The following is a 17,650-nucleotide window of genomic DNA, read 5'->3' on the forward strand; positions in this document are numbered from 1 at the left end:
TGCCGAAGATAGTTCGCTGGAAACGGCGCGTGAAAATAGGTAGTCGCCGACTTAATCGTATCCCTGAGAGGTTTCCTTTCAGGGATTTTTTGTTGCGTTTTGGGGCAGAAAATAGTGTGATAAAGAAAAACCTTATACTTTCTACAGAATTTCCTGCTACACTGAACGTATAGAGAAAGGAGATTCTGTATGGATAAACTGACGAAAAAAGGGCTGGATAGCACCCAGCTCAAGACCATTGCACTGGTACTGATGGTGCTGGATCACATTCATTATTTCTTTGAATTCACCGGCTGCATCCCGACGGTGCTCAGTATGCTGGGGCGGCTGAGTGCCCCGCTGTTTCTGTTCTGCACCGTGGAGGGCTTTGCCCATACCCATGACCGCAGGCGGTATTTTATCCGCATCTGGGCTATTGGCGCGGCGATGGCGGCGCTGGAATTCTTTATGATCTACGCCAAGGCCTTCCGGCGTGGAGACGGCTTCTACCCCCAGAATGCCATCTTCCAAGATCTGATGCTGCTGTGCGTCGTCTGGCAGGGCATCGACTGGCTGCGGGAGAAGAAGCTGGCAAAGGGTATTGCGGCCATTGCCGCCGTTTTGTTCTGGCCGTTTGTGGTGATAGTATTTCTGCTGCTCTTCCCGCAGGTGCAGGAGATGCCCATCGCTTCGACAGTCGTGGCATTTGTCATCACCAGCCCGCTGCCCATGTGGACAGCCATCACGGACGGCGGCTGGAGCTTTTTGCTGGGCGGCGTGCTGCTGTATGCCCTGCGTGGACGGCGCAAAGTGCAGCTGGCGGTATGGGCGCTGACTGTTTTCCTGTGTGACTTTGCGCTGATCTTCGGGATGGCTTGCCGGCAGGCGGGTTTTGTCTGGACGCAGATGTTCACCGACTACTACGAGTGGTTCGGCGTGGCGGCGGTGCTGCTGATGCTGCTGTACAACGGGCAGCGCGGCAGCGGGCACAAGCAGCTGTTCTACTGGTTCTACCCCGCCCATGTGTATCTGCTGTATGGGGCATCCTGCCTTGTTTATAACGTGTTGAGGTGATTTTGTGGCGAATATTCTGGCGCTGGATGACAATCTGGAGCTCTGCAAGCTGATCCGCACCGCCTTGGAGCGGGACGGCCACCGGGTGGAGACGCGCAGCTCCGGACAGGAGCTGACTGAAGCACTCTGCCGCTGGGCGGACTGCATCCTGCTGGATGTGATGATGCCCGGAGAAGATGGCTTTGCGGTGTGCCGCTGCATCCGGGGCCTGACCGAAGCACCGATTCTGTTTCTGAGTGCCCGGACGGATGAAGCCGCTGTGCTGAAGGGGCTGGGCGCGCAGAACATCGGTGCCGGCAAGCACGACCGTGTGGATGCCATTCTGCGCTACGCCATCGGCATTGGCCTGACCTTTGGACTGATCGTGGCAGCAGCAGTGCAGTTCATTGCACCGTCAGTGGTGCGGCCCTTCACCTCGGACGAGGCTGTGGTGCTGGCCGGTGCATCTTACATCCGGGGTTATATTTTTGACTGCCTGTTTGCAGGCGTGCAGTTCAGCTTCAGCGGCTATTTCTGCGCCTATGGCAAGTCCGGGCTGTCCTTCCTGCATAACACGCTGTCCATTCTGCTGGTGCGCGTGCCGGGTGCCTACCTCGCATCCAAGTTTTTCCCGCAGACGCTGCTGCCTATGGGTCTTGCTTCGGCCTGCGGTTCGCTGTTCTCCATTCTGGTGTGAGTGATCGCTTACCACTGGCTCAAGCGGCAGCAGAAAGCGGTGCTGTATGGCTGAGCGGGAACCGTTCCAAATCGGTGAGATGGCATAGATGTACCGCCCAAGTGCGGGCGCGCTGCGCCACTATGAGCTGCTGTCAAGCGTACAGCAGCTTTTTTGTTGCACAAAAACCGGCCCTGCGGTACAATAGACCTGTTATTTATTATGCAGGAAAGAGGAGAGAACAGATGCGAGACCACCATATCGACCTGTGCGGCCAGATCGATTTTACCCGTACCGAGGCAATGCCCCTGCTGGCGCGGGATGCACATTTCAGCTTTGCGTGCAATGGCTGCGGCGACTGCTGCCGTGGCAGAGAGGACATTGTACTTTCAGGCTTTGACCTGTGGCGCATTGCAGCCCGGCTGCGCCTGCCGCCGCAGATCGTGGCGCGGGGATATTGCCGGGCCAGCATTGGCACGGTGAGCCATTTGCCGGTGTTGCGTCTGGCCCCGGTGAAGGAGAACCGGAACAACTGTCCCTTCCTTACGGGAGACCGCTGCGCCATCCACGATGCCGAACCGCTGGTGTGTGCTCTGTACCCGCTGGCGCAGGAGATCAGCAGGAAAGGACAGGTGAGCTATTTTCTGCAGCCCACCGGCTGCGGCGGGCAGGTGATCGAGGCAAGGGTGGAGGACTATCTTGCTCGTTACGATGTCCCGGCCCGGCAACAGACCGATGTACGCTGGGCGCAGACCTGCATGACACTGGAAGACACGGTGGAACAGCTGGAAGCGCTGCTCAGCCCGGTGCTGGTGCGCCGGATGCAGGACAAGCTCTGGCAGGCGCTGTATTTTAGCTACGACTATGCCGCACCGTTTTTGCCGCAGCTGGAGAAAAAACTGCACTGGCTGGATGCTGAATTTGCAAAACTGACGGAATATCAGCAAAAACGAAATAATACATCAAAATAATCGATCGATATATTTGATGCAATCGATAATAAAGGCCGTTTTAGGGAAAAAGTGAGTTGTTTTACCGTGAAAGGTGTGATATACTTCACGAGTGTAAAGCGAGACTGTACGAGCCTTGCATACAAAACATAGCTTTCCGGTGCGGTACCTGGAGGCCGCACACGCAAAGAGATAGAGGAGATAAACATTATGCGTAAAATCACTCGTCGTTCGTTTCTGGCTGCTGCCGCTGCCTGCGGCGCAGCTGCTGCCCTGACTGCCTGCGGCGGTTCTTCTGCATCTTCTGCAGCTGCTTCTTCCGCTGCGCCTGCATCCTCCGCTGCTGCTTCTGCTGCAGCCGATGGCCAGAAGTTCACGATTGGCATCTGCCAGTTGGTGCAGCATGCCGCTCTGGATGCCGCTACGCAGGGCTTTGAGGATGCTCTGACTGCTTCCTTCGGCGAGAACGTCACCTTCGATTTCCAGAATGCACAGGGCGATTCCGCTACCTGCGCTACCATCACCAACGGCTTCGTTTCCTCTGGTGTGGATCTGATCATGGCCAATGCTACGCCCGCTCTGCAGGCTGCACAGTCTGCTACCAACAGCATTCCGGTGCTGGGCACCTCTGTTACCGAGTACGGTGTGGCTCTGGGCCTGACCGATTTCGACGGCACCGTGGGCGGCAACATTTCCGGCACCTCTGATTTGGCCCCGCTGGATCAGCAGGCTGAGATGATCGTGGAGTGGATGCCGGAGGCCAAGAAGGTTGGCCTGCTGTACTGCTCTGCTGAGGCAAACAGCCAGTATCAGGTGGATGAGGTCCAGAAGTATCTGGAGGAAAAGGGTGTCACCGCTACCCAGTACGCTTTCTCTGATTCCAATGACCTGTCCTCTGTCTGCCAGAAGGCTGCCGACGAGAACGACGCACTGTATGTGCCCACCGATAACACGGTTGCTGCAAACACCGGCATTGTGGACGGCATCTGCCGCCCGGCCAAGAAGCCCGTGTTCGCTGGCGAAGAGGGCATCTGCGCCGGCTGCGGCGTGGCTACCCTTTCCATCAGCTACTACGATCTGGGCTACACCACTGGTGAGATGGCAGTGAAGATCCTGAACGGCGAGGCTGATATCTCCACCATGCCCATCGAGTACACCGATGTGACCAAGAAGTACAACAAGACGATCTGCGACGATCTGGGCCTGACCGTTCCCGACGGTTACGAGGAGATCGAGGGCTAAAATACTCCGGGAAACCAAACAGAAAATCAGCGGAGAAGGGTAAAAAGTGCTCTTCTCCGCTTTCCCGTATCAAACGGGAAGTAAAAAAAGTGTAACGTTTAGGAGGAATTGTTTTGGAAATCATTGCAAGACTGGCAAACCTGCCGGGCGCTTTGCCGGGTGCCTGTGCACAGGGCCTTATCTGGGGTATCATGGCCATTGGCGTGTACCTGACCTACCGTATTCTGGATGTGGCCGATCTGACCGTGGACGGCTCCTTTGGCACCGGCGGTGCAGTGTGCGTCATGTGCCTGCTGTCCGGCCAGAACGTCTGGGTCTCCCTGCTCATGGCGCTGCTGGCAGGCCTGCTGTCCGGCCTCGTCACCGGTGTCCTGCACACATTTATGGGCATTCCGGCCATCCTTGCCGGCATCCTGACCCAGCTTTCGCTGTATTCCATTAACCTCAAAATCATGGGCAAGGCCAATCAGGCCATCAACGTGGACAAGTACAACCTGCTGATCTCCCTGCGCTGGGTCAAGGAGTTCGCTCTCCACAACCCTATCGTTATGATCATCATTGTCACAGCGGTGCTGATCGGCATTCTGTACTGGTTCTTCGGCACCGAGCTGGGCTGTGCCATCCGTGCCACCGGCTCTAACCCCGCCATGTCCCGTGCGCAGGGCATCAACACCAACTTCAATATCGTGCTGGGTCTGGCTGTGTCCAACGGTCTGGTGGCGCTGTCTGGCGCTCTGCTGAGCCAGTATCAGGGCTTTGCAGATGTCGGCATGGGCCGCGGTGCGATCGTCATTGGTCTGGCTGCTGTCATCATTGGCGAGGCTCTGTTCAGCCGCATCTTCCATAACTTTGCACTCAAGATGGTTTCTGTCTCTCTGGGTGCCATCATCTACTACATTGTTATCCAGCTGGTGCTGACTCTGGGTTTCGATGCCAACCTGCTCAAGCTGCTGAGCGCTTCTGTGGTGGCTGTTTTCCTTGCCGTGCCGTACTGGAAGGGCAAGTACTTCTCGAAGCCGGTGAAGAAGGCAAAGGAGGATGCAAAAAATGCTTGAGATCCAGAATGTTTCCAAGACCTTTAACGCTGGCACGGTCAACCAGAAAACTGCCCTGAACGGCCTGAACCTGAAGCTGAACGAGGGCGATTTCGTTACCGTGATCGGCGGCAACGGTGCAGGCAAATCCACCATGCTGAACGCAGTTGCCGGTGTGTGGCCGGTGGACGAAGGCAAGATCATTATTGACGGTGTGGATGTGACCCGCCTGAGCGAGCATCAGCGTGCCGCTTACATCGGCCGCGTGTTTCAGGACCCCATGACCGGCACTGCTGCCACCATGCAGATCGAAGAGAACCTTGCCCTGGCTGCACGCCGCGGCAAGCCCCGCACCCTGCGCATTGGCATTACCAAGGCAGAGCGCGAGCAGTACCGTGAACTGCTCAAAACGCTGGATCTGGGTCTGGAAGACCGCCTGACGGCCCGTGTGGGCCTGCTTTCCGGCGGCCAGCGTCAGGCACTGACCCTGCTGATGGCTACCATGAACAAGCCAAAGCTCCTGCTGCTGGACGAGCATACCGCTGCGCTGGACCCCAAGACCGCGCTCAAGGTGCTGACCCTCTCGGCCAAAATCGTGGAGGAAAACCACCTCACCACCATGATGATCACCCACAACATGAAGGATGCCATTAAGTATGGCAACCGCCTGATCATGATGTACGAAGGCCATATCATCTATGATGTTTCCGGTGAGGAAAAGAAGAACCTGCACGTCTCCGACCTGCTGGCAAAGTTCCAGATCGCCAGCGGCGGCGAGTTTGCAAATGACCGCATGATTCTGTCCTGATAAATTACAAGGTTAAAATGCAAAGCGCCTGTCCCGGAAAAAACCGGGACGGGCGCTTTTTATGTATGTTTACCAATTCAAGAGCAAGGCGGTTAACTGGAGTTTTTGAGAGATAATTTTCTTTACATCTTTTGAAGAATGCGGGGCACCGTCCTGAGTCGCAAAGAGGAACAGCGAGTAAAGTTCATTATATTTTGGAATAGCCATTTTTCAAACCTCACACCTTGGAAAGGCTCAGCACACATTCGCAATGTGTCGTCGCTAGAATCGGAACACATGGATTCAGCCTCGTTAGAAGCATGGGAACACAAAACAGCAGGGGAGTGGTTCTCCTTGCTATTCTTGCGAAGCGGCTTGAAATTCTTGCCGTCCACGCTGTTCTTGAACCCGGTCTTGTAGACAAAGACAATCATGTAGGGGTCTTTGTTCCCATCACTATCATAACCGCCCACGATTACTTTTTCAACTATACTTTCAAAAATATGTCGGTCAAAGGTGTCCAGAACCTCATTCTGTTCAAGTGTCTGTCGGAACATGGCGACACGCTTGCGCATGGTAGTTTCGGTTTCGGCTGCATCTTGCAGGCTTTCACACTCTTTCTGCAACTGCTCAATCTGGCTGGACAGGTCTAAATACTTTCGGTCGTAGGTCTCCTTGTCAATGGTATCTTCAAGACGCATATCAACCAGCTTGTTTTTCTTGACTTCCAGAGCGTGAATGTCCTTTTCAGCTTTTGCAAGACGCTTGCCCGCGTTGCTTTCGGAAAGGGCTTCTTCCGTCCGTTTCATAAACTCGTCCAGAACATCCTTGTTGTTCTGGCACAAGAGGCGATAGGATTCTACAAAAGCCCGTTCAATCGTTCTTTCGTCAACACCCTTGCTCTCCGGGCAGAACTTTTTTCCTTTTTTGGTGGAAACGACACATTGCCAGATTGCTTTATTATACTGTGAACTGCTATGCCAACTCCTCCTTGTCAGGGTGCCACCACAGAAACCACATTCTATCATGCAGCTAAAAGCGTATTTCCGGCTGAACTTTTCACGTTTGCCGTCCACGTTAAGGCTGCGGGGCTTTGCACGCCGCCGCAAAATTTCCTGTGCGGCTTCAAAGACTTCTTCCGAAATAATGGGCTCGTGGTGCTCACGAATATAAAATTGATCTTCCTCGCCGAAGTTGTACAGACGCCGTTTTGAAATAGGGTCAACGGTAAATGTCTTTCCTAACAAAATGTCGCCTTTGTATTTTTCGTTTTTGATAATGCCGATTACGGTACTGTCTGCCCATTTGGGACTGCCGCGTTTGGTTTTATAGCCTAAGTTTTCAAGTTCTTTGGCAATAACCGAACCACCGGCACCCTCCGTATATCGCTGAAAAATGTAACGGACAACAGCCGCTTCTTCTTCGTTGATGGTGATGGTTTTGTCCGCTGGATTGTAGTCATAGCCTAAACAGCCCTGAAACCCGACCAGCTCACCGCGCTGCATCTTCATCTTCAAGCCCTTTTTGACATTTGCAGAAATATTTTCGACTTCCTGCTGTGCAACAGGGCTTAAAATTACAAGGAGCAGTTCACCGTCCATAGTAAGGGTGTTGATGTTTTCTTCCTCAAAAAACACAGCCACGCCTTTATCTTTGAGCATCCGAACATATTTCAGAGTGTCAAGCGTATTTCGGGCAAAGCGCGAAATGGATTTGGTAATCACCATATCCACGTCACCGTTCATACAGTCGTTGATTAAACGCTGGAAATCCTCGCGCTTTTTTACCTGCGTGCCCGTGATAGCTTCATCAGCATAGATGCCGGCCAAAGACCATTCCGGCTTACTTTTTATAAGTTCGGTATAGTATTTGACCTGCGATTTGTAGCTGTTCAGCTGATCTTCGGTATCAGTGCTGACACGACAATAGGCAGCTACGCGCAGCCTTTTTTCAAAGTTTGTACGCGCTCGTGGCGAGAGCGTGTTGTGCGCTTTAATGACTTCAACATCTTTCATGCTTGACCTCCTTATTGAATGTGTTTCTTTCATTGCGTTAATCATAACGCCAATGCGACACAAAATCAAGAGGATAGTTCGGAAACCACACGATAATCTTTCATTAAGCGCTGTTTGATAAGGGAATACTCTCTATCGGTTATGAGCTTTCTTTCCAACAGCTGCTTCAAAAAAGCAAGCTGAATGCTATAACGTATCAAATTTTGTTCTTTCAAAAATATCCCCCTTTCACAAAATAAAAAATGAGCCAACGGATGGCTGCTGGCAGCAGCCCACGGGAATCTCACCCCTGCATTCCTCATGCAGCCCTACTCATTGCCTGCGACGCTCTGAACGCTCGGACTTTGACGGTAAGGGAGTATCAGCCTGTCGGTATGTCATGGCCCACAAGCAGCCGCGCTTGCATTGCGGCATGGTGATGATCGCTCCACTTTTCAGAGAAAAGCATCATGGCGCACCCGCCGTCCGGCTCGATACAGACAGCAACGTATCCGTTTGCCCTATGATGCACCGCCATTGTCCTGCGGGCATATTTTTCAAGGTGCTGTCCCGAAACGTGGAAAGGGTCAGACCGTTTCGGCTCTGGTCACAATAGAGGAAATAAGTTTGATTTCCAGATGGCGTTTCATGTACTCGTCTATGCACACATGGGGCTGGCCGTGCTTGTCGTAGAGAATGCCTGTACAGAGCTTGTTGATATAACCTCTGTAATGTCGCAAAACCTGTTCAACTGCATCGGTGTCCCCAGCGCAGGCAGAGCAAATCACCGAGAGCGGTAAAAAATCTCTGCTCGTGTGTTCATAGGAGTTCATTTACGCCTAACCTCCCTCCGGCAAGTGCGCCTTTAGCTTTTTTTGCAGCTCGTTCAGCGTTTTTGTCCGGTGGCGCTGTACAGCACTCCGGGACATTCCCATGAGGTCGCCAATCTCGCCATCGCCCAGTTCCAGAACGCAAAACAGAATCAGAATGCTTTGTTCTTGCTTTGGCAGAGCGGCAAACGCATTGGCAACAAGTTCATTGTCGATGTGCAGATCACAGCCGTAGGATGAAAATACAAATTCTTCACTTGGATAATGGTCTACACTCGTGAGCTGCCCCAGTTCTTCCAACGAAAGAACGCTGAATGACTTTTCACGGTCAAGCAGACGTTTCTTATTTCGGTGATAGTTCCGGGCCTCATTTCGCAGCACCGCTTTGCAGAACGCATCGAATCGGTACTGTTCGCCATCGTTGCGAGGGATAGCTTCCATCTTCTCACCCCCTTTCCGTGGGGATGTCGGGTGGATTTTTCCCTTTCCGCTAATATGACACCTGAAACACCCGATTCTGCCCGCTTTTTTGAAAATTTCCAAAAATATTTTTGGAACAGGCAGCTTTTCAGGCGGCAATAGAAAAGCCCAGCAGACCGAAAACGGCCAACCGGGCATAATGGCAGCACGAAACGCACAGTAGCTACATCGTATAGTACATAGTAAAAGCCCTGCTGACCCTGTGCGGGAGCAAGGCTTTTTTTGACAGTTCAAAACTAGGCGTTCGATAGAATATCAGGCGCATGGCGGCATCCTCCTAGTGGCCGCCATACAGACGATGAAACGCTTTGATAAGCAAAAAGAACCGGCGGCCTTGATTTTCTCAAAAGCCGCCGGTTCAAAATGGGCGCGCGGATATGTCTGCTGTACGACGGCTTTTTTTCTTTTGCCGTCGTGCGGCAGCTTGCTAACAGGCTATTTCTCTTTATGAGGATTATTATAAAATTCAAATGTTACACAAATGTCCGAGGTGCCTTTGATTTCGACAGAAAAACAGGCTGAATTGTTACAAAGCTCGGACATTTCAAAAGAATTTTTTGAAAAACACTAAAGAAGCGGAGCAGCTAAAATCTGCTCCGCTTCGATATGATTGATCTAAGGATGTTTTGCTATTTGATTAAACTCACTCTGTCAACCGCAATCGCTCCACAACTGGAAGGTTAACATCAGTTTTGTAGACCCATATAGGCACAATAAGGCAGATTAGCAACACCAGTCCAGACACCAGCACCAGTGGGATAAATGGATAGGAGAAAACAGCATAATAGGCCACTTTACTAAAAATCATATATAGCAAGATGAAGATTGCTGTTCCAATGGTGACTGCAAGGGAAAGGGAAACGCCCCAATAATAGAAACCTTCCATAAATAGCATTCGTTTGATTTGTCGCTTTGTCATTCCAATGCTTTCAAGAACAGCTAATTCATAGCGCCGAGTATTTACATTGACAACCATTGTATTGACAAAGTTCATGACACCAACAAGCAGCAGGATCACGGACAACCCTGTTCCTAAAACCTTTGCTGTAATGAGATATTCCTGCATTTCTTCTCGCCGTTCATATCGGGATATAATATCAATGTTAGCTTGTGATGCGGTGATTTGCTTTAATTCTTGCAGTATACTTTCGTCATGTTGACCATCCGTATCAAAGGCCACGCGGAACACTCTATATTGCGGAAAGAGTTCTTTCAAAGCTGTTTGACTAATATACAAATCAGGAGCCGTCCCTCTCTCATTGCCTCCTCCTGCTCGAAACCCTTCATTCAAATAACCGTTCGCTACAATAAAGGAATGCTGTCCGTTCTGCGTCTGGATTGTTATTTCCTGCCCCGGCTGAATAAGGTCTTCTACTGTTTTGGACAGCAGCACAACCTTTCCTTGTTCAAAGGCAGACGTGTCAATAGGCAAGTTTAAGGTTTTATTGATTTCTTCCAAATATGCACTGTCAATTCCAAAAACCCCACTAAAAAAGTTTTGCTGATAATTTTCTAATTTTGCCGGATCAGAAAAATCAATGCCGTTTACTCCGTCTAATGACGCAAGAAACTCGTGAAATACAGCATCGTCATATACAACATCTGCTACTACTTGAGGATAAGGTGCATAGGTCAACCTCAAATTCTCAATGCCGTCAAGCTGACCAATCTCTGAAACCATTTCGCTGGAAATTAAATCTTCTCTTTCGTGGATACTATATGTGAGTGCAAAATCGCTTACTCCCCATTGGCTCACATAATTCTCCGGGCTTAAACCATGTAATAGCCCTGTGACGACAAGGAACAAGGAAAGGCCGAAAAAAAGCGATGCAAAAACAAGGGTTGTACTCTTAGCATTACGAAAGACATTGTTCCATGCCATTCTGGACAACTTCATTTTGCTACAATTTCTGGCGCTACTCTTTGTGCTGGCTGCTGTATATTGGAGTGCTGCTATTGGTGAAACACTTCCGGCAATTTTGGCGGGCTTCATGCTTGCAATCATAACGGTAATGAACGTAAATATGGCCGCTCCTATGAAAATAAACGGCGAAAAAGATACTTTTGTTCCCACATCAGAATTTGTTGAATACATCATATTCAGGAAGTAAGGAACAATGCCAAAGGAAACAACCGCACCAAGTAACAGACCAATCGGAATACCAATACAAGAGATTCTGATTGCCTGCTTATAGATAATTCTCTTTATCTGCCTTTGGGTCGTTCCAATCGTTTTAAGACGGCCATAGAATTGCACATCTTTTATGACAGAGACATAAAGAATATTATAAATCAGCAGATAGCCGCTAAAGGATATAAAAACTGCTAAAATTATTACAGCTAAAATAATAGTTCCACCATTTGCCTGTTCTAATGATACAATTTCAAATGTTTGCCCTTCTGTAAAGTCAATCTCACGCCGCAATCTTTCACAGTTTTTGTCAGCATTATCATTGCCTTGAAAACGGATCATTGCCGTAACACTATTATCCAGTGATACATTTAAGCTATCCTTAAAAGCGGATGAAACATAAACATAACCACGATTATTTGTGCGCATTGGAATGTAGTCCGTATAGTAGCCCGACAGCAAAAAGGTGTCCGTGACATAATCATAGCTATCGCCAATTTGGTATGACAACACAATCTCCATCCCTATTTGCGGATCAGAAATGCCCATCTGTTCAAGCACCCATGTAGGTAGCATAATTTCGTTTTTACTTGATGGGTAATTTCCTACAACACCTGATATAGTAGGAAGACGGTGGTGTTCCCACTCTGTATCATTTATCCATACTACACCTAATCTTGCGTTTCTCAGTTGTTCTGTATCAACACTACCTAAACGCTGCTGTATACCTACGTCAAGGACAAGGTTTGATTTTGAAATTTCAACCAACTGATTTTCTGTTACATTTGTGATTCCGACATCAGCGGTAGTTCCCATTAACCGAATTTGTTGCATTTGGTAGGTTTCAAAGTAACTAAAACCAATACTGAATGTCGCAGTTATCATAAATGCAGTTAGCACAAGAGCAATGATTGCAAATAAATTACGCTGCCGTTCACGATGCAAACTGCGCTTTGCCAGCTTCTTTTCAATGTCACTGGTATCATTTTCAAAAGGCCATGTCATAGCTTGCCACCTCCTTACTCCACAATCTTGCCATCCTCAATGCGGACAATCCGATCTGCAAGGCGGGCTATGTCGTCATTGTGGGTAATCATTACAACGGTTTGCCGGAACTCCGCGCTGGTGCGCTTGATAAGTCCCAGCACCTCGGCGCTGGTCTTGCTGTCAAGGTTACCGGTTGGCTCATCGGCCAGCACAATAGCCGGTTTGGTAATCAGAGCGCGGGCAATCGCCACACGCTGCTGCTGTCCGCCAGAAAGATTATTCGGCATATTTTTCAGTTTATCTTCCAGCCCCAGCAGGTGAACGATCTCGTCCAAAAACTTCTGATCCACCGTGTCCCCGTCTAACTCCACCGGCAGGACGATGTTCTCATACACATTCAGGATGGGAACAAGGTTATAGTTCTGGAAGATAAAGCCGATGTTGCGGCGGCGGAAGATGGTAAGCTGCTCGTCGTTCATTTTTGACAGCTCTTTGTCCCGGACAATGACATTGCCGGAAGTAGGGGTGTCCAGCCCGCCCATCATGTGAAGCAGGGTAGACTTGCCGCTGCCGGAGGTTCCCACAACAGCCACAAACTCGCCGTCCTCCACGGAGAAGTTCACGCCGTCAAGGGCGCGGGTGATGTTCGGCTCTGTGCCGTAATACTTTTTCAGATCAATCGTCTGTAAAACGCTCATACTCAAAACTCCTTTCAAGGCTTTCTGCCTGTTGATAAGGGTATTGTAAAACCCAAATGTCCGCGAAATGTTACAGCGGCCAAAAAATTTCATTGAAAATCAGGGTGAAATGTTACAACGCTCGGACATTTCATTTTATCTCTGCACTTCGGGCCAACTTGATCCGAAGCAGAAAGTTTCTCTCAACGCAAGGGAAGCATAATGGAAAATTCCGAACCCTTGCCCGGCTCCGAAACCACTTTGATATAGCCGCCCTGCCGCGTTACGATCTCGCGGGCCAGATACAGGCCAATGCCCACACCCTGCTGTTCGTGTACTTCTTCCTCACGATAGAAGCGCTGGAAGATAGCGGCCTGATTGCTTTCGGAAATGCCCTTGCCAGTGTCGGTCACTTTGATTTCCACATACATTTCCCACAGCACCACAGACACAGCGATTTTCCCGCCTGCCGGGGTGTACTTCACCGCATTGTCCAGCAGGTTAAAGAGGGCTTCCGATGTCCACTTGCTGTCATGGGAAACGGTCAAATCCTCCGGGCAGTCCACGGACACGGCGATTTCTTTTTTCTCCGCTGCATACACGATCCCACTCATGGCCTGTGCCACGGTATCAAAGAGGCGGCCCGGTTTCTTGTCCAACTGGATCACGCCTGTTTCCAGACGGGAGGTTTTCACAAGGGCCTGAAAGAGAAAGTCCAGCTTATCCGTCTGGCTGCGGATTCCCCGGATAAAGTCGGTGCGCTCTGCCTCGGCCATAGGCTTTTCCAGCAGGGTGTCCGTCGCCATTTTCAGATTGCTTACCGGCGTTTTCACCTGATGGGAAATATCCGATACAAGGGTCTGTAACTCCTGCCGTTCCTCGTCCACCCGGCGGCGGTTCTCCTGCATGATCTGGTAAAGCCTTGCCAGCCGGTGTCCGATTCTGGCGAGCTGGGTTTCGCTGTCCTCTGGCCGCTGGGGTGCTTCATTTCCGGCGATCATGTGGTCTAAGGTCTGGCACAGGTCAGTGGTAAACTGCGACAGTCGCTTTCCAAACGCCTGCGTCAGTACAAAAATCCCTACAATGGCGCACAGCAGCAGCGCCCCGCCTGTCAGCAGCACCGCAATCTGTTTTGTCACAAGAAAAAGAGCTATGGTGATCCCGGACATGGAGAGGACAAGCTCCATTGCCACCCGGCCAAACAGCCGCTTTACCGAGAGGTTTTGAAACTTCATTTTGCCTCGCCTCCCGTCCATTGATACCCCATGCCGTAAACGGTCTTGATGTAGGGTGCGCCGCCGTCGGCTTCAATCTTGCTGCGAATACGGCTGATGGAGGTTGTCAGGGTGTGTTCGTCCACAAACCGCTCGTCTATATCCCACAGCTTTTCCAAAAGCTGCCCACGGGTCAGCACTTGCCGGGGATTTTTACGAAACAGGTTCAGCATTTTGTACTCCATCGGGGATAGAGTCAGGGGCTTGCCGTTTAAGGAAGCCGTCTGCTCCGAGAAGTCCAGAAACAACCGCCCGTCGTCGTAAATGTCCTTGGCCGGTTTGTGGTGTTCCAGCATGGCGAACATGGCTTTGATTTTCCGCTGCAAGGCCCCAATCACAAAGGGCTTTGTGATGTAGTCCACCGCGCCCACCTCATAACCCCGTATCTGGTCGCTCTCCTGATCGTTGGCGGTCAGGAATATTACGATGGTGTCCGGGTGCTGAGGCTTTATTAGCTTGCACAGCTCAAAGCCGTTCCCGTCCGGCAGGTTGATGTCCAGCAGCACTAAATCAAATTCCCGCTGGCGGATGGCGTCGGCTGCGGTTCTGGCATTTAGGGCAGAAGTCACGCCATAGCCGTCTGCGGTCAGGTTATAGGCCACCATCTTATTCAAAAAACTGTCGTCCTCGACAATTAAAATCTGCTTCATATCCTCACTTCCTTTGCTTTTTGCAGATAGTATAACAGGCAAATGTCCGCGAAATGTTACAGCGGACGGATTTTTCAAAAAAGGGTTTCTTCCTTATTATAGGATAGCCCACTTTACAATACAATGCTCAAACTATGAACAATAAAGTTTAGCAACAATGCGCTTTGCATCATTTCGCCAATCGTCCATGAACTATAAAATGTATATGGGTGATGCAGAATGGCGAAAATCGAGGACTGTCCCGGCTTTGAAACGTTCGGAGCGGATGTCAAGGCAGCTCGAAAGGCAAAACAACTTTCCCGCAGTGCGCTGGCTGACATGATACATTGTGACAGCCGGTATCTTGCGAACATCGAAAACGAAGGCACGCTGCCCAGCCTGCCGGTGGTGATTCAGCTGATAAAAATATGTGGTCTGCCCGTGGAGCGGTACTTCAACCCGGAACTCATGCGGGAAGAAAGTGCGGAACGTCAGCGGGTCAGCCACAAGCTGCAGCTTTGCCCGGAAGAATACTTACCCATCGTAGAAGGTGCCATTGACGGTGCCTTACGAATCCATGAACAGGAAAAAGAGCCCGTGTGTGTCTGATTGTCATGCACGGTCATTGAGAGGATGCAAAAGCGTCCTCTTATTTTTTTTTTTGCATTTTGCGGGCAAAACGGGGGCGTTTCGGTGTCTTAGTAGTGGGAGAGGTAACGTAGCAAGCATAGGGAGTGTAGCCACTCCCGGCAGAAATGCTTGCTGGGGAGTACCCCAGACCCCCAAGAAACGAGGTGAAACTATGACGAACCGAACCCGAAAAATTGTTCTGCGTGTTCCCGTGACGCCGGAGGAACGGGAACTTATCCGGCAGAAGATGGCTCTGCTGCATACCCGGAACTTTTCTGCATACGCCCGGAAGATGCTGATAGACGGTTATGTTGTCCACATCGACACCACCGACATCCGGGCGCAAACCGCCGAACTGCAAAAGATTGGTGTCAACGTCAATCAGATCGCGCGGCGGCTGAACAGCATGGGGCCGCTGTACACACAAGATGTTGCGGACATCAAGGGAGCACTGACACAGATATGGCAGTTACAAAGATACATCCTATCAAGTCAACGCTGAAAAAGGCATTGGACTACATCGAGAATCCGGCCAAGACGGATGAAAAAATGTTGGTGTCCTCCTTTGCCTGTGCCTACGAAACCGCAGACATCGAATTTGAACTGCTGCTGTCACAAGCCATGCAGAAAGGCAACAATCTGGCCCACCACCTGATACAGTCTTTTGCGCCGGGCGAAACCACGCCGGAGCAGGCCCACGAGATTGGCCGGCAGCTTGCAGATGAAGTCCTGCAAGGCAAATACCCGTATGTGCTGACCACGCACATTGACAAGGGGCACGTCCACAACCACATTATCTTTTGTGCAGTGGACATGGTGAACCAGCGCAAGTATGTTTCCAACCGACAGAGCTATTCCTACATCCGGCGCACCAGTGACCGTCTGTGCAAAGAACACGGCCTGTCCGTGGTGATGCCCGGTCAAGACCGGGGCAAAAGCTATGCCGAGTGGGATGCACACCGCAAGGGCACGAGCTGGAAGGCGAAGCTGAAAACCGCCATAGATGCAACCATCCCGCAGGCCAAGGATTTTGACGATTTTCTGCGGCTCCTGCAGGAGCAGGGCTATAAAGTCAAGCGGGGCAAGTATGTTTCGTTCCGTGCGCCCGGACAGGGGCGGTTCACTCGCTGCAAAACGCTGGGCGAAGCCTACACAGAGGAAGCCATCATCGAACGCATCAAAGGTCGGTTCGCGGAGCGGAAGCCCAAAGAAACCCGTAAAATTTCGCTGCGGATTGATTTGGAAAACAGCATCAAGGCCCAGCAGTCCGCAGGGTATGAGAAGTGGGCAAAGCTCCACAACTTGAAACAGGCTGCCCGGACGCTGAACTTCCTGACCGAGCATGAAATCGAAAGCTACCCAGATTTGGAAAGCCGGGTGGCCGAGATCACCGCCGCCAGCACCGAAGCTGCCGCTGCACTGAAAGCAGCAGAGCGTCGGCTTGCAGAAATGGCCGTGCTGATAAAGGATGTCACCACCTGTAAAGAGCTACGTCCACTGGTGCAGGAGTACCAGCGGGCCGCTGACAAAAAGCAGTTCCGGCGCAAACATGAAGGCACCTTGATTCTCTATGAGGCCGCAGCCAAGACCCTGAAAGAGCAGGGCTTTCAAAAGCTACCCGACCTCTACGCCCTGAAAGCCGAGTATAAGCTATTGGTCGAGCAGAAAGACCAGCTGCAGCGGCGGTACAGCGAAGCCAAACGCCAGATGCAGGAGTATGGTATCATCAAGCAGAATGTGGATGGCATCCTGCGGACAACACCGGGAAAGGAGCAGATGCAGGAACGGTAAATTTGCACAAAATATTGGTTGGATTTTTGAACTACAAACGCTTAGACTGGGTGGCGTTTCCACCCGAAATCATGTAAAATAGAACCAGACAACGAAAGCGAGGAACCCTCTATGGCAGAAGTGAAAGACAATAGCTCTATCCAGCTTTTTGAAGATCAGAAAATCCGTACTGCATGGGATGCAGAAAAGGAAGAATGGTATTTTTCAATTATTGATGTTATTTCTGTTTTAACTGGAACAGCAAATCCACGGCGATATTGGAGCGACCTGAAACGTAAGCTGAAAACTGAGGGAGCAAATGAGTTGTACGAAAAAATCGTACAACTGAAAATGTTATCCTCTGATGGAAAACGGTATAAGACGGATGTTGCTAACACTGAACAGCTCCTACGCATTATCCAGTCTATTCCGTCTCCAAAAGCTGAGCCGTTCAAGGCATGGCTGGCAATGGTAGGCAAGGAACGCATCGAGGAAACCATCGACCCGGAACAGGCCATCGACCGCGC

18 protein-coding genes are annotated in these 17,650 nt (G+C 50.8%); 10 read left to right on the forward strand and 8 right to left on the reverse strand.

Annotated features, from left to right (window positions below; genetic code table 11):
- The first annotated feature begins 189 nt into the window (after window positions 1-189).
- The 6 genes from DW937_RS14020 (at window position 190) to DW937_RS14045 (ending at window position 5,742) form a co-directional block, all read left to right on the forward strand.
- Window positions 190-1,053: a TraX family protein gene (locus DW937_RS14020; protein WP_120121408.1), complete on the forward strand. Its 864-nt coding sequence runs from the start codon at window positions 190-192 to the stop codon at window positions 1,051-1,053.
- 4 nt (window positions 1,054-1,057) lie between these two features.
- Window positions 1,058-1,729 (forward strand): response regulator, encoded by a 672-nt coding sequence (locus DW937_RS14025; RefSeq protein WP_120121410.1) that lies wholly within the window; start codon window positions 1,058-1,060, stop codon window positions 1,727-1,729.
- A 224-nt stretch (window positions 1,730-1,953) separates the two neighbouring features.
- Complete coding sequence (locus DW937_RS14030) at window positions 1,954-2,679, forward strand: YkgJ family cysteine cluster protein (RefSeq protein ID WP_120121412.1); 726 nt, start codon at window positions 1,954-1,956, stop codon at window positions 2,677-2,679.
- 189 nt (window positions 2,680-2,868) lie between these two features.
- On the forward strand, window positions 2,869-3,900 hold the full coding sequence (locus DW937_RS14035; protein ID WP_097778402.1) for an ABC transporter substrate-binding protein: 1,032 nt from the start codon (window positions 2,869-2,871) through the stop codon (window positions 3,898-3,900).
- A 113-nt stretch (window positions 3,901-4,013) separates the two neighbouring features.
- Window positions 4,014-4,955, forward strand: coding sequence for an ABC transporter permease (locus DW937_RS14040; protein ID WP_005939016.1), 942 nt, complete (start codon window positions 4,014-4,016; stop codon window positions 4,953-4,955).
- A complete protein-coding gene (locus tag DW937_RS14045; protein WP_005939014.1) occupies window positions 4,948-5,742 on the forward strand; it encodes an ATP-binding cassette domain-containing protein in 795 nt (264 codons plus the stop codon). The genes DW937_RS14040 and DW937_RS14045 overlap by 8 nt, the downstream gene beginning before the upstream one ends.
- A 122-nt stretch (window positions 5,743-5,864) precedes the next feature.
- Here DW937_RS14045 and DW937_RS14050 read toward each other — a convergent pair whose 3' ends face one another.
- From DW937_RS14050 to DW937_RS14090, 8 genes are all read right to left on the reverse strand, one after another.
- Entirely contained in the window at window positions 5,865-7,736 is a 1,872-nt protein-coding gene (locus DW937_RS14050) for a recombinase family protein (protein ID WP_243111497.1), read from the reverse strand.
- Between the two features lie 65 nt (window positions 7,737-7,801).
- Window positions 7,802-8,038, reverse strand: a complete 237-nt coding sequence (locus DW937_RS15500) for an SHOCT domain-containing protein (RefSeq protein WP_112115216.1) — start codon at window positions 8,036-8,038, stop codon at window positions 7,802-7,804.
- Between the two features lie 264 nt (window positions 8,039-8,302).
- A complete protein-coding gene (locus DW937_RS14065) occupies window positions 8,303-8,548 on the reverse strand; it encodes a helix-turn-helix domain-containing protein (RefSeq protein WP_120121414.1) in 246 nt (81 codons plus the stop codon).
- Window positions 8,549-8,554: 6 nt separating this feature from the next.
- The gene (locus tag DW937_RS14070; RefSeq protein WP_097771745.1) at window positions 8,555-8,986 is read right to left on the reverse strand and encodes a sigma-70 family RNA polymerase sigma factor; all 432 of its coding nucleotides are present in this window, start codon (window positions 8,984-8,986) and stop codon (window positions 8,555-8,557) included.
- 682 nt (window positions 8,987-9,668) lie between these two features.
- On the reverse strand, window positions 9,669-12,161 hold the full coding sequence (locus DW937_RS14075; RefSeq protein WP_120121416.1) for an ABC transporter permease: 2,493 nt from the start codon (window positions 12,159-12,161) through the stop codon (window positions 9,669-9,671).
- 14 nt (window positions 12,162-12,175) lie between these two features.
- Window positions 12,176-12,841, reverse strand: coding sequence for an ABC transporter ATP-binding protein (locus tag DW937_RS14080; RefSeq protein WP_008689648.1), 666 nt, complete (start codon window positions 12,839-12,841; stop codon window positions 12,176-12,178).
- A gap of 182 nt (window positions 12,842-13,023) precedes the next feature.
- Entirely contained in the window at window positions 13,024-14,055 is a 1,032-nt protein-coding gene (locus DW937_RS14085; protein ID WP_064786964.1) for a HAMP domain-containing sensor histidine kinase, read from the reverse strand.
- Window positions 14,052-14,744: a response regulator transcription factor gene (locus tag DW937_RS14090; protein WP_021738113.1), complete on the reverse strand. Its 693-nt coding sequence runs from the start codon at window positions 14,742-14,744 to the stop codon at window positions 14,052-14,054. The genes DW937_RS14085 and DW937_RS14090 overlap by 4 nt, the downstream gene beginning before the upstream one ends.
- Before the next feature lie 219 nt (window positions 14,745-14,963).
- Between DW937_RS14090 and DW937_RS14095 the strand changes: the two genes are divergently transcribed.
- The 4 genes from DW937_RS14095 to DW937_RS14110 all read left to right on the forward strand — a co-directional run.
- Window positions 14,964-15,332, forward strand: a complete 369-nt coding sequence (locus DW937_RS14095; RefSeq protein ID WP_005927725.1) for a helix-turn-helix transcriptional regulator — start codon at window positions 14,964-14,966, stop codon at window positions 15,330-15,332.
- Window positions 15,333-15,525: 193 nt separating this feature from the next.
- Window positions 15,526-15,855 carry a plasmid mobilization relaxosome protein MobC gene (gene mobC, locus DW937_RS14100; protein ID WP_120121418.1) on the forward strand — a complete coding sequence of 110 codons (330 nt, stop codon included), beginning with the start codon at window positions 15,526-15,528 and terminating at the stop codon, window positions 15,853-15,855.
- The gene (locus DW937_RS14105; RefSeq protein ID WP_120121421.1) at window positions 15,816-17,144 is read left to right on the forward strand and encodes a relaxase/mobilization nuclease domain-containing protein; all 1,329 of its coding nucleotides are present in this window, start codon (window positions 15,816-15,818) and stop codon (window positions 17,142-17,144) included. Before mobC ends, DW937_RS14105 begins: the two co-directional genes overlap by 40 nt.
- Window positions 17,145-17,255: 111 nt before the next feature.
- On the forward strand, window positions 17,256-17,650 hold a 395-nt coding region (locus DW937_RS14110), incomplete at its 3' end, for a Bro-N domain-containing protein (RefSeq protein WP_165852948.1).

The sequence above is a fragment of the Faecalibacterium sp. AM43-5AT genome, assembly GCF_003603345.1.
Classification (GTDB): Bacteria; Bacillota; Clostridia; order Oscillospirales; family Ruminococcaceae; genus Faecalibacterium; species Faecalibacterium taiwanense.